At 31.9% G+C, this 13,848-nt stretch carries 13 protein-coding genes; 2 read left to right on the forward strand and 11 right to left on the reverse strand.

Translation table 11 applies throughout. From position 1 onward, the window contains the following. Positions 1–186: 186 nt before the first annotated feature. Positions 187–600, forward strand: coding sequence for a transcriptional regulator PerR (gene perR, locus OCU55_RS12135; protein ID WP_261852573.1), 414 nt, complete (start codon positions 187–189; stop codon positions 598–600). A 16-nt stretch (positions 601–616) separates the two neighbouring features. On the opposite strand, the gene OCU55_RS12140 is transcribed toward perR, so the two are convergent. Next, positions 617–1,852, reverse strand: coding sequence for an ABC transporter substrate-binding protein (locus OCU55_RS12140; RefSeq protein WP_261852574.1), 1,236 nt, complete (start codon positions 1,850–1,852; stop codon positions 617–619). A gap of 88 nt (positions 1,853–1,940) precedes the next feature. Here OCU55_RS12140 and OCU55_RS12145 point away from each other — a divergent pair, with 88 nt between their 5' ends. Further along, a complete protein-coding gene (locus OCU55_RS12145) occupies positions 1,941–2,897 on the forward strand; it encodes an FG-GAP repeat domain-containing protein (RefSeq protein WP_261852575.1) in 957 nt (318 codons plus the stop codon). A 141-nt stretch (positions 2,898–3,038) separates the two neighbouring features. On the opposite strand, the gene OCU55_RS12150 is transcribed toward OCU55_RS12145, so the two are convergent. From OCU55_RS12150 to tig, 10 genes are all read right to left on the reverse strand, one after another. Continuing rightward, a complete protein-coding gene (locus tag OCU55_RS12150; RefSeq protein WP_261852576.1) occupies positions 3,039–3,665 on the reverse strand; it encodes a hypothetical protein in 627 nt (208 codons plus the stop codon). Positions 3,666–3,748: 83 nt separating this feature from the next. Next, on the reverse strand, positions 3,749–3,991 hold the full coding sequence (locus tag OCU55_RS12155) for a hypothetical protein (RefSeq protein WP_261852577.1): 243 nt from the start codon (positions 3,989–3,991) through the stop codon (positions 3,749–3,751). A gap of 43 nt (positions 3,992–4,034) precedes the next feature. Then, positions 4,035–4,304: a hypothetical protein gene (locus OCU55_RS12160; RefSeq protein WP_261852578.1), complete on the reverse strand. Its 270-nt coding sequence runs from the start codon at positions 4,302–4,304 to the stop codon at positions 4,035–4,037. Positions 4,305–4,353: 49 nt separating this feature from the next. After that, positions 4,354–4,794, reverse strand: coding sequence for a hypothetical protein (locus tag OCU55_RS12165; protein WP_261852579.1), 441 nt, complete (start codon positions 4,792–4,794; stop codon positions 4,354–4,356). A 219-nt stretch (positions 4,795–5,013) separates the two neighbouring features. Then, entirely contained in the window at positions 5,014–5,622 is a 609-nt protein-coding gene (gene yihA / locus OCU55_RS12170) for a ribosome biogenesis GTP-binding protein YihA/YsxC (RefSeq protein ID WP_261852580.1), read from the reverse strand. Next, positions 5,612–7,960, reverse strand: coding sequence for an endopeptidase La (gene lon, locus OCU55_RS12175; RefSeq protein WP_261852581.1), 2,349 nt, complete (start codon positions 7,958–7,960; stop codon positions 5,612–5,614). The genes yihA and lon overlap by 11 nt, the downstream gene beginning before the upstream one ends. 128 nt (positions 7,961–8,088) lie before the next feature. After that, entirely contained in the window at positions 8,089–9,771 is a 1,683-nt protein-coding gene (gene lonB / locus OCU55_RS12180; protein WP_261852582.1) for an ATP-dependent protease LonB, read from the reverse strand. Positions 9,772–10,117: 346 nt separating this feature from the next. Further along, positions 10,118–11,413: an ATP-dependent Clp protease ATP-binding subunit ClpX gene (clpX, locus tag OCU55_RS12185; protein WP_261852583.1), complete on the reverse strand. Its 1,296-nt coding sequence runs from the start codon at positions 11,411–11,413 to the stop codon at positions 10,118–10,120. A 32-nt stretch (positions 11,414–11,445) separates the two neighbouring features. Next, positions 11,446–12,048, reverse strand: a complete 603-nt coding sequence (gene clpP, locus OCU55_RS12190; protein WP_183276509.1) for an ATP-dependent Clp endopeptidase proteolytic subunit ClpP — start codon at positions 12,046–12,048, stop codon at positions 11,446–11,448. Between the two features lie 440 nt (positions 12,049–12,488). Further along, complete coding sequence (gene tig / locus OCU55_RS12195) at positions 12,489–13,781, reverse strand: trigger factor (protein WP_261852584.1); 1,293 nt, start codon at positions 13,779–13,781, stop codon at positions 12,489–12,491. Positions 13,782–13,848 lie beyond the last annotated feature (67 nt).

Raw genomic sequence — 13,848 nt, forward strand, 5'->3', positions numbered from 1 at the left:
GAACATGGACTTTTGAAATTTGTTAATTAATTAACAACTTCGTTTATATTTTAACAGATAGTATTTATTATTACAATAGCTTTTTAAAATTTTTTTTGATATTTAGGCACTTATTATGTAGTATTATTTGACGAGTAATAATAATTATTATATAATATAAATATCACAATTATGAGGATGGTGAAGATGGATAATATAACAAGTATCTTCAGAGAAAAAAAATTAAAGTTAACACCACAGAGAATTGCTGTATATAAATATTTAAAGGGAACTAAGGAACATCCTTCTGCTGAAGTTATTTACAAAGCTTTACAAGAAGAATATCCTACTATGAGTTTAGCTACAGTATATAAAGCATTAAAGACTCTAGTTGAGGTTGGATTGATTCAAGAAATTAACGTAGGTGAAGGAAATTTTAGATACGATGCTTTTTCAAGCCCTCATCCACATATCCAATGCGTAAATTGCGGTAGAGTTGATGATTTAGATCAATTTGATCTAGGTGGACTTAATAAGGCAGCTGAAGATCATAGTAAATACAAGGTTCTTTCTAACAAAGTTTATTTCTATGGTATTTGTCAGGAATGTCAAGAAAAATAAAGCTACATATGTAGCTTTATTTTTTTTCTGTATAAGTTTTATCAACTATGGTTTGCCACTCGCTTCCACTATATACTCCATTAATTAGATTTTTAGTTTGTTCTACTATATGCGGTTTCATTTTATAAGGCAGATTATGATAGAACACAATATTATTTTCATTCGCTATTGATATAGGCCATATCATTTGAGATTGAAGGCCTTTAAGTTCAGAATTAGCACTTCGATTACCAGTAATAATCCCTTCTTTCCCCAGAGCTTTATAAGATTCATCATCTGATAAATAATCTAAAAACCTAACAACTTCATCTTTATTTTTCGCATTCTGCAGCTGACAAACCAAGTGATCTATTATAACTGGTGGGTTAACTTTTGAACTATCAATTATATTATTGTTAACTATAGCAATGTTTTTGCTTTCATCTATTTCCTTTGAACTTAGTGTTGTTACCAGTGCAAATGGAACTTCTCCACTCTCCACTTTTTTAACTATACTGCTGTCGCTTAATATAAATTTATCAACACTCACACCATAATCTTTATACAGGGTATTCATAAATTTAAAAACTTCTTGCATTTGGCTTAGTTTTTTGTATTTCTCCTGACCTATATCAAAGTTTTTTTCTAAATCAGCTTCATTAATCATGTTGTCTGCAATTATTGAAGCAACAGCTAGTGATATATCCATCTCTTTAGGCAGTACTATTGGAATCTTAACATTCTTCTCCTTTGACATCCTAAGTAAAGACATCAAATCTATTTCATCTGAATTCTTAATATATCCAGCAGCTTGTTGCCTGTTATATATAAAATTCAAAGAGTATGGCATAACTCCAATTCCATAGTATTTATCATCTATTCTTCCATAGGTTGATACAATACTATAAAACTTATCAATCATCTTATTATTACTTACATTACTTGATATATCGGACAAATAGCCTTGTCGCGCCATACTAATCATCATATTTCTTTCACAGATTAAAACATCATAATCAGGTTTATCAACAGTTACTTTCTCAATCTTCTCATTTTCTGTCATATTCTCGATTTTTATCTCTATCTGAGAATGAGCCTTTTTATAATTGGCTATTAGAGTATTTATTACATCTACATCTTGTGAGGCATTGTTTTGTATGAGTACACTTAACTTTCCTTTTGGCTCCTCTTTTCCTTTTGAGCATCCAAATACCAAATTACAATTTAGTATAATGATCAACACAATAAAAACTATATTTTTTATTTTTTTCATAATACACCTCCTAAAATAACTTAATATTATTTTGTGTAAATTAATTTATTCTATGATTCTTTCATATAATTTTAACGAGGTGATAAAAATGAATGCTAAAATGCCACGTATAAACAAAAAATTTTATTATTGTTTAGTGTCCTGCTTATTAATTACTTTAATAGGTATTCTTATTTCAATATTTTATATGCTGAAAAGTCAGAATACCAAAGTTAGTAGTGAACAAGCTGTTGCCACTAATTCATTAGTATCAAATGAAAAAGCTATAAAGAAAGATTTAAATGGTGATGGCAAGGATGATATTCTATATATCTCTACCAAAAACAATAAATACTATATAGAAGTCCATTCATCCGGAAAGACTCTTTTCTTAGATCCTGATAAAAAGATTGGTACAGTTGGTATGTACTCAAGTTTTTGGCCTATGAATATTGCTCTTGTAGATTTGTCTAGAGACAAAATCCCTGAAGTTTTAGTACAATCTTCTCAAGATAAAATACCTATACAACACGTTTTTTCATATGTCAATGGGGAATATAAAGACGTTTATTTTGGATCTAATAATGTGTTAGGAATCTTAGACTCTAAAAACAATAAAACTCCAAAACTAATTTCTATGAATTTGAAAAGTCAAGATATGAATGTATCTCAATATATTCTAATAAGAGACTCATTTAAGAAAGTCAGTTCAGAAACCTTAAGCATACCAGGGCTTCAGAATGTATTGCTATTTATAGATACCATTGAAAGTTCTGGAGAGATTGATAGTAATTATGATATTTTTACTGCAGACATTGATAAAGATAGTATGTCTATAATCGGGAAGCTTGATAAGAAAAACTATATATATGAATTTCAAGATGCTTTTTTTGCAGATTCAAAGTGGGACGAGCAAGGCTTGCCAACTGAGTTACAATGGACTTTAAACTTTAAAAAAGTTATTGCACAAGGCATAGGAGACCCATCTCAAATAAAGATAAAAATAAACTTGATGAAAGAAGGAACTAAGTTCAACATAAATTCTATAAAAATACAGAAAAATTAAAAGGGTCGCTTTCGCGACCCAAAAGGGGGATGGGGGGTTTTAGCTTTAATGAAGTCTAACTTCATTTAGCTATAGGAGATTTCTCCTAACTACATTATTATTATTAACAGCGTTATACATTTTTATACATATATAATTATATTAATAATCTATTTCACCTGCTTGATACATTTCAATGACTCTATCTATAAATCTTGCTCTAGTTGGATCAACAAAGCTTCTTACAGCCATCAACATTGATATGTTACCATCTTCTCCTCCAGAATAATTACCTCCGTGATTATGATGTTTTCCTGATCTTCTTTCATAACCACTGTTATTATTGCTATTGGAATTATTATTATTACTATTATTATTAGCTCCACCAAAAGAATTAAACATTGCACCAAGATTACTTAAATCAAATCCTCCTTCTGGAGCCATAGATGAAAATAGCGAAGATATAGAATTAAGATCAAAATTATTAAACATATCAGAAGACTGAGAATTCATATTGAACGGAAATGGCAATCCTCCACCTGTTAAAAAACTTAAAGGATTCATATTTCCACCCATTTGACCCTGACCCATATTTCCACCCATCATACTACCTAATATACTTCCCAAAGGTCCCATATTTCCTAACGGTCCCATGTTACCCATATTGCCCATATTGCCCATGTTACCCATTGATCCCATATTATCCATAGATCCCATATTACCCATTGGCCCCATATTATTCATGCCACCAGGACCATCGCTTCTGCCTCTATGTCTATGCTTTGGCATTATACTCCCTCCATTTAATTACTGGTATGTATTTAAAGTTTTATATATTTTTTTGGAGGGCATGTAGCCCTCCAATCTATATTCTAGCGATAGCCATATCCATAGCCACCGTATGGTGTATTGCAGCCTTTACCAAATCCGCTGCATAGCCAGAATAATAAGAATAGTATAAACCCATTTTTATTACATAATACTCCGGAAATCCATAAGATAATGAAAGCTATTAGCCAACCACATCTATCATAACTTCCACTTCTTCCATAAGGATAATAACCATACTGGGGACCTACTACAGGATATCCATAGTTGCAACAACTATTGCACATATCTTAATCTCCTTTCCCTAGCATTATAATTCACTTTAAAATTCTAGCAGCATCTTGGTTGGAAGTATCCAGCTCCGCCTCTGTTACCAGCAAAACCACCGCATCCACATAATAAGAATAATAATATTAGTAGGAAGCCTTTATTACTGCATAATAGTCCAGAAAATTGGAATATTAGAAGCAATATAGCTATTGTGCATGGGCTACATCCGCCTATTCCTTGACCACCAAATCCACCTACTCCTGGTCCAGGTCCATATCCGCCATAAGGGTTCATCATTCCGTTGCAGCAGCATTCTTTTCTCTTTGACATAATTAAATCCTCCTATCATACTTTTTTTATACTTTTGTTATTCACTGTCTTATTCATTTACACATACATTATTGTCATTGCATCCACAGTTGTTTCTTCTTCCAAATCCTCCGCATACGAAGAATAGGATTATTAATATGAACCATAGCCAGTTGCTTCCGTAGCCACCAAAGCCACATCCGCCACCACCGAATCCACCATATCCACCACCGTAACCGCTACATGGGTTATATTGTGGGTAATAGCATGTTTGCTTACAGCAACCATGTTTAGTCTTCTTTACATCACAGCAACATGGATTTATAGCGCCAGCACCATATCCTCCACCGTATCCACCGCAGCCTCCATTACCATAGCCACAGAAAATTAGTAGTAAGAATATTATCCAGATCCATGATCCTCCAAAGCCCCTATTGCCAGAGCCACAGTTATCATCACGATCACAATCATTGCCGCCTGTTAATCCATTTAGGATTTCATTTAGTTCCATAAATCTTCCTCCTTTTTGTTAAAATGGATTTATTTGGTTTTATAGTATATACTATTCTCCTAGGATGAAATTGACACTACTTTATGGAATAAAATTAAAGCCCGAAGAATATATTATCTAAATTATTTAATATGACTATGCCTTCTATCACATATAAAATTAAATACAAAAAAACATCAAATCCTTTTAGACTTGATGTTTTCTTCACTTTATACTAATTTATTTTTCTTCACTTATTCCGCTTAGTACGATATCGTCAAAAATTGAATCTACAAGCTCATCTCTACCTTTTTTATTTAGTGATGAGAAGTAATATAACTTTTCATCAGCTTTCAATTTAAGGGTATCTCTTATAACTTTTTCGCTTTTCTTTAAATCATTGTTTGATAACTTATCACTTTTTGTAGCTATAACTATTACATCATAGCCATAATGCTTAATCCAATCATACATCATGATATCATCTCCAGTAGGCTTATGTCTACAGTCTACTAAAAGTACCACTCTCTTAAGTTGTAATCTTGAATTAAGGTAAGTTTCTATTATTTGTCCCCAAGTAGCTTTTTCCTTTTTTGATACTTTTGCATAACCGTACCCAGGTAAGTCTACTAAATAAAAATCATCATTGATTAAAAAGAAATTTATTAATCTAGTTTTTCCTGGTGTTTGACTAACTTTAGCTAGCCCTCTTCTGTTTGTTATTGAATTTATTATAGATGATTTACCTACGTTAGATCTTCCAACAAATGCAACTTCTATTCTCTCATCTGTAGGATATTGTTCTCTTCTAACCGCGGACGTAATAAATTCTGATGTTTTAATCTTCATTATTATCAGCTCCAACTAATGCATTTTCAAGTACTGTATCAACTTTTTCGGCAAGTATAAAGTTTAACTTTCCTTTTATACTTTGAGGTATCTTCGAAATATCTTTTTCATTTTCTTTAGGTACTATAACTGTATCTATACCAGCTCTATATGCAGCTAAACTCTTTTCTTTCAGTCCACCAATAGGCAGTACTCTTCCAGTAAGAGTAATTTCACCAGTCATAGCAACATTGCTCTTTACCTTCTTTTCAGAAAGTGCAGAAACTAAAGCGGTTATCATCGTAACCCCAGCGGACGGACCATCTTTAGGCACAGCTCCTTCAGGCACATGAATATGAATATCTTTTGATTTATAAAAATCGCCATCAATATTTAACTTTTTAGCATTAGCCCTTACGTATGTGTAGCCAGCTCTTGCAGATTCCTTCATAACATCTCCAAGCTGCCCTGTAAGCTCTAATTTACCAGTACCGTCCATAACCATAACTTCTACAGGTAATGTATCACCACCGTATGCAGTCCAAGCCATTCCGGTAACAACTCCAACTTTATCTTCTTTATCAACCTTATCATAGTTAAATACTTTTGCTCCCAAGTACTTTTCTACTACTGGAGGAGTAACAAGAACACTAGCCTTTTCCTTCTCCATCATTTCTTTGATAGCTTTTCTTATTATACTTCCTATTTTTCTCTCTAGACTTCTAACTCCAGATTCTCTTGTGTAGCCTTCGATAATACACTTTATAGAGTTATCTGTTATTTTAATCTCATTATTCTTTATTCCATGCTCACCTAATTGTTTAGGTATCAAATATTTCTTTACAATATGATACTTTTCTTCATAAGTATAACCTGATACTTCAATTACTTCCATTCTATCAAGTAGAGGTCTAGGGATAGTATCAAGTGAATTGGCTGTCGTCAAAAACATAACATTTGACAAATCCATTTCAATTTCAAGATAATTGTCTCTGAATGTAGAATTTTGTTCAGCATCTAAAACTTCCAAAAGTGCATCTGCTGGATCACCTTTAAAATCATTTGCCATTTTATCAATTTCATCTAACAAAAATAACGGATTCATAGATTTAGCTTGTTTCATTCCATTCACTATTCTTCCAGGAATAGCTCCTACATATGTCCTTCTGTGACCTCTTATCTCAGCTTCATCTCTTACACCACCTAAAGACATTCTAACAAAGTTTCTATTAAGTGCTCTTGCTACACTTCTTGCTATAGATGTTTTACCAACCCCAGGAGGTCCCACTAAACAAATTATAGGTCCTTTTAATGTATTACTTACCTTTCTAACTGAAAGATACTCAATTATTCTTTCCTTTACATCTTCTAGCCCATAATGGTCTTCCTGAAGAATTTCTCTTGCTTTTTTTATATCTACTGCATCCTTAGTTTGTTTATTCCAAGGTAATTCTAGTAGCAAGTCTAAGTAAGTTCTTATAACATTGCCTTCAGATGAATAGCTTCCAGAAGACTTTAATCTTGACAACTCATAAAGAGCTCTTTCCTTAGCTTCCTTAGGAAGTTTGAGCTTTTTAATCTTGCTTTCATATGCTTCTACTTCTTTCCTATCCTCGTCGTCTTCACCTAGCTCTTCTTGTATAATCTTCATCTGCTCACGAAGATAGTATTCCTTTTGAAGTTTATCCATCTTTTTCTTTACTTTATAGCCAATTTTCTTTTCTATTTTCAGAACTTCTATCTCATTTTTTACAATTACAAGTAGTTTTTCTAATCTCTTTTTAACGTCAAAGCACTCTAGCAATTCTTGTCTTACTTCTTGTTTTAATAACAAATACGAAGCAACCACATCAGCTAACCTTGCTGAGTTTTCAATTTCATCCAATGAAAGTATTATATCTGCAGATGTATTTCCAGATAAATTCAAGTAATCAGAAAAATCATCTTTTAACGATCTTGTAAGTGCTTCAAGTTCTAAAGATACTTTTTCACTCACTTCTTGTTCTTCATCTTCAATATATATTTCTGCTTCAACAGTAAAGAATTCTTCACCATTGGTTAGTGAAAGTATCTTTCCTCTATTAGTCCCCTCTACCAAAACCCTGATTGTATCTCCTGGTAATTTTAGAAGCTGTTTAATTGTACTAAGTGTTCCTACTTCGTAAATATCCTCTTTTACTGGTTCTTCAATCTTAGCATCTTTTTGAGTCGCAAGGAAAATTTGCTGATTATTTAACATCGCTTCTTCTAAAGCAGCAATGGATTTCTCTCTACCTACATCAAAATGAATAACCATATTCGGAAAAATGGTTATTCCTCTAAGAGGAATTAAAGGAAGAACTTTCTTTTCTCTATTCATGCTTCTCCCCTCCATAATTAATTTTATCAATTAGACCTATTTAGTATACACATAATATGGTTACTTTTCAATAAATATTAGTTTTAGTTTTAACACAATAAGTGCTGCTGATATCAGCAGCACTTATATTAATTGTTCAGTGATCTTGCAGATAAGACCTCTACTGATTGCTCCGTAGGGGTATTATTACCTATTTTATCACATATATTAGTCAATGCCAAGTTTATTACTTCCACAATATTGTCAACAGGTTTTACTTTTATTCCTTCAAGAGAATCAAAAGATTGGCTATAATTTTCACTTGGAATAACAGCTATTTTTGCTCCTGCCTTTTTCGCTGCTGAAATTTTTGCATTGACACCTCCTATAGGTTTTACTAAGCCTTGTAATGAAATCTCTCCTGTCATAGCCACATGATTGCTTACAGGAATATTTTTAATAGCACTGTATACAGCTGTTGCTATACTTATACCTGCTGATGGTCCATCAATAGGCACTCCACCGAGAAAGTTTATATGAATATCATAATTATCACATTCTATATCAAAGTTATTATTTAGAACTGTTAAAACATTTTCTACAGAACAATATGCAGTACTTTTTCTCTTTACCTTCCTATTAGAGGAAGTTATTTCTTCTTCTTCAATAATTCCAGTAATTTTTAGAGAACCTTTTTTTCCTATTACTTTTTTAGCACTGGCTTCTATTTCTATAATAGTACCCATATTCGCACCATAAACAGCCAACCCATTAACTACCCCAACTTTAGGCTTAGCCCCTATCATCTTCTCAGGCCTTAAAGAATACTGACCATTCTCAACAACCCATTCTATATCTTCTTCTGTAATCTTTTCTCTTCCATCGTTAATGGCAAGCCCTGAGCATAATTGGATTAAATTTACTACTTCTCTTCCATTAGAACAATATCTACTAACTATATCTAATCCATTATCGCATATATTTAATCCTACTTTTTTAACAGCATTGTCAGCTATCTGCTTTATTTCATCAGGTAATAGAGCTCTAAAAAATATCTCAACACATCTTGATCTAATCGCTGGAACTATCTCATCAGGATTTCTTGTGGTAGCTCCAATTAATCTAAAGTCTGCTGGCAGACCTTTTTCAAAAACTTCTTTTATATAAGTCGGCATATTTGGATCTTCGGAACTGTAATAAGCGCTATCTAAAAAAACTTTTCTATCCTCAAGCACCTTTAAAAGTTTATTTAACTGAATAGGATGCAGTTCTCCAATTTCATCGATAAATAGAACTCCCCCATGTGCCTTTGTAACTGCACCTGGTTTAGGTTGCGGTATTCCTGCTATACCTAAAGTTCCAGCACCTTGATAAATTGGATCATGTACAGATCCAATTAAAGGATCAGCTATTCCTCTTTCATCAAATCTTAAGGTAGTCGCATCAATTTCAACGAATTTAGCTAAATTTCTAAAAGGTGAATTTTTACTTTTCTTAGCTTCCTCTAAAACCAATCTAGCTGCTGCTGTCTTTCCTACGCCAGGAGGTCCATATATTATAACGTGCTGTGGATTTGCTCCACATAATGCTGCTTTTAAAGCTTTTATACCCTTTTCCTGCCCTATTATCTCATCAAAACTTTTCGGCCTGCTCTTTTCAGTTAATGGTTGAGTAAGTTTTATCTCTCTTAATTTATTCAATTTATCTAATTCTTTATGATTTTCTTTATCAATGACTATTTTATTGTTTCTTTGATTACCAGTATTGTTTATCATAAAGATGAATAGTAACACAAGCATTACTACCTGAAGTAAAATAAGTATATTTGTCATTATATGCACCACCTTAATACTTTCTAGTTTTTCTCTTCTGTATTATGTACATATAAAACATAGAATATAACCCATATACTGGTAATAACATATATAATTTATTATTCTTTACTATTTTATCTTTCACACTTAAATAAGATGATTATATATCTATTCATTATACTTTTTTGCCCATCTGCCTTTCCGAATGGATACAAGAAAAACTTGGCAGTCGAATAGATTTTGTTTTTTTTACTGTGTATAAATAAAAAATTTGTACTTCCATTGAAATTTCAAAGTTTAGTTCGCATAAAAATTATATACTTTCCGCTACAATAAAAAAGCTGACGAACAAGTCGTCAGCTTTTTATGCAGATTCTATACCTTTTTTAGGTTTAGCTTTTTTTGTCTTTAAAACAGGTCTTGTTTCTCCCTCTGCAAGAAGAGTAACATCAGGTTCCTTTTTATCTTTAACAGAATCTTCAGTTACAGTAACTTTTACTATATTGTCTTGAGAAGGGATATCAAACATTATATTAGTCATCATCTCTTCCACTATAGCTCTAAGTCCTCTAGCACCTGTATTTCTCTTTATAGCCTCTTCAGCTATTGCCTTTAAGGCCTGATCATTAAACTCTAAATCTACGTTATCAAGTTCAAATAGCTTCTTATATTGTTTCACAAGCGCATTTTTTGGAGTTGTTAGTATATTAACTAAAGCCCCTTTATCCAATGACTCTAAAGTTACTACTATTGGTAATCTACCAACAAATTCTGGGATCAAACCAAATTTCAAAAGATCCCCAGGCATTATATCTCTCAATAGTTTACCAATATCCTTTTGTTCCTTAGATTGAACATTAGCGCCAAATCCAATAGCACTCTTGCTAGTTCTTTTTTCTATAATCTTATCAATTCCATCAAATGCTCCACCACAGATAAATAAAATATTACTAGTGTTTATCTGAATGAATTCTTGATGCGGATGCTTTCTTCCACCTTGTGGAGGAACTGAAGCAACTGTTCCTTCAAGTATCTTTAATAGTGCCTGTTGAACACCTTCACCTGATACATCTCTTGTAATTGATGGGTTTTCTGACTTTCTTGCTATCTTATCAACTTCATCGATGTATATTATACCTTTTTCAGCTCTTTCAACATCATAATCAGCATTTTGAATAAGCTTTAAAAGTATATTTTCTACATCTTCTCCAACATATCCTGCCTCAGTTAATGTAGTCGCATCTGCAATAGCAAATGGAACATTTAAAAACTTTGCAAGTGTTTGAGCAAGCAATGTTTTACCTGATCCTGTTGGTCCTAAAAGTAATATATTACTTTTTTGCAATTCAATGTCATCTTCTGCTTCGTTTGAATTTATTCTCTTGTAATGGTTATATACTGCTACTGATAGTGCTTTTTTAGCAGCTTCCTGACCAATAACATATTGATCCAAATAGCCCTTTATTTCAACTGGCTTTGGTAAACTAGTTGAATCAAATTGGATGCTTTCCTCAAATTCATCTGCAATTATTTCAGAACATAATTCGATACATTCATCACATATATATACACCTGGCCCAGCAATCAGTCTTTTAACCTGATCTTGATTCTTACCACAGAAGGAGCATCTTAACTGCTTTTTGTCTTCGTATTTAGCCATTAACTACACCTCACTAAGGTCAAACAAAGAAATTATTCTTTATTTTTCACCTCTTCATTTTTTCTTATAACTTTATCTACTAATCCATACTCAGCTGCTTCATCGGCACTCATAAAGTAATCTCTTTCAACGTCAGCTTTAATCTTTTCTAATGGTTTTCCTGTATTTTCACTTAAGATTCTATTTAAATCATCTTTAATCCTAAGTATTCTTCTCGCATGTATATCTATATCTGTTGCTTGACCTTGGAATCCGCCAAGTGGCTGATGAATCATTATTTCACTGTTAGGTAGAGCAAATCTCTTACCTTTTGCACCTGATGAAAGAAGAAATGATCCCATTGAGGCTGCCATTCCAATACATATAGTTGCTACATCAGACTTTATATACTGCATAGTATCATATATAGCCATTCCGGATGTAATTGATCCTCCTGGACTATTTATGTATAAATATATATCTTTATCAGGATCTTCACTTTCAAGGAATAATAATTGGGCTACAATTAAGCTAGCTGAAGCATCATTTACCTCTCCATTCAGCATAATAATCCTATCTTTTAGAAGTCTTGAGAATATATCGTAACTTCTTTCTCCTCTGTTTGTTTGTTCAATTACCATAGGAACTAAACTCATATACAATCCTCCTTCAATTCAAAATACTATATTTATAATATATCCTATTTTGATAATTTATTATAATTAAATTATATAAAATATTTTATCATTTGTTAATCAATATATATATAAGTTAATGTAAAAATTATTCATTTTCATATTAAAAATACTTATATACCTTTTATATTCTAGTAACTTTTCACATAACTTATACATTATATAATTTATTTAAGCAACTTTTAATATATTAATATTCAGCCTTAATTATTCATTAAATGCTAAATATAATTAATAATGAAAATAAATATATAATTATATTTATTCTCATAGACAGCTTATTAACTTGTGGAAAGCTTTAAATTGAATAACAATGAATTGTGTTATACCTATTTATACCTAAACTTATTTATTTAAAATGATTGCCAGAATTTCTTCTGGCAATCCATATATACATTATATTATTCAGTTACTTTAGCATTGTCTACTAATAATTTTACAGTTTTTTCTGTAACAACTTCTAGTCTTATAACTTGTTCTTGGCCCTTTAATAATATTTCAGCCATTTTTTCTGACTCACCAGCATTGTACATCTTCGCTAATTCAACTGCTTTTGCTTTCATTTCTTCTTCAGTAGCATCTATAGCTTCAGTACCAGCCACTTTATCAAGAACTAAATCAGTCTTAACTTTCTTAACTGCACTTTCTTGCATGTAAGCTTTCATTTGTTCTTCACTGCTTCCAGTAAATTCGTAGTATTGTGCAAGTGTTAACCCTTGATAGCTAAGTCTGTTTTCTAAATCCTTAACCATAGCTTCTACTTCTCTATCAACCATAACAGAAGGTACTTCTAATTTTGCGTTTTCTACTACAGCACTAACTACAGCTTCTTCAAATTCTTTCTTTGCTCTTTGTTCATTTGAATCAGCTATCTTCTTTCTCATATCAGCCTTAACTTCTTCAATAGTATCAAATTCTGAAACTTCTTTTGCAAATTCATCATCTAATGCTGGAAGTTCTTTAACCTTAATTTCTTTTACTGTAACTTCAAAAACTGCTGGCTTACCATTTAAATCTTCTTTTCCGTAGTTTTCTGGGAAAGTAACATTAACATCTTTCTTTTCTCCAACAGCAGTACCTACTAATTGATCTTCAAAAGTATCTATAAATGTACCTGAACCTATTTCTAATGAATAGTCAGTTGCTTCTCCGCCTTCGAATGCTATCCCATCAACAAATCCTTTGAAATCTATAGTTACTATATTTCCTTTTTCAACAGATCCTTCAGTCTTTGTTTCAATTCTTGCATTTTTTTCTTGCATTGCTTTTAATTGTTTTTCTACTTCTTCTTCAGAAACTTCATATGAAGCTTTTTTAACTTCAACACCCTTGTATTCTCCTAATTCAACTTCAGGATAAACAGTAACTTCAGCTGTGTAAATTAAATCTTTCCCTTCTTCAACTTCTAATACATCTATCTTTGGATAATCTACTGGCTTAATGTTATTGTTTGTTAAAACTTCAGGATATGTTTCATCTATAGCAATGTTTATAGCATCTTCAAGTAATGCTCCGATACCGTAGTATTGTTTTACCATATTCATTGGCGCTTTACCTTTTCTAAATCCTGGAATATTAAATTTCTTTATATTCTTTTTGTAGGCTTTATTTAAAGCTTCATCGAATTTCTTTGCTTCAACTTTCACTTCAAATTTTACTATATTTGCCTCTATTTTTTCCATTTTAACGTCCATTATAAAATTCCTCCTAAAATGTGTACTAATCGTCTTTAGACTTAGATATTATAACACATTACTTCTT

Source organism: Clostridium folliculivorans, assembly GCF_024341905.1.
GTDB lineage: Bacteria > Bacillota > Clostridia > Clostridiales > Clostridiaceae > Clostridium_AR > Clostridium_AR folliculivorans.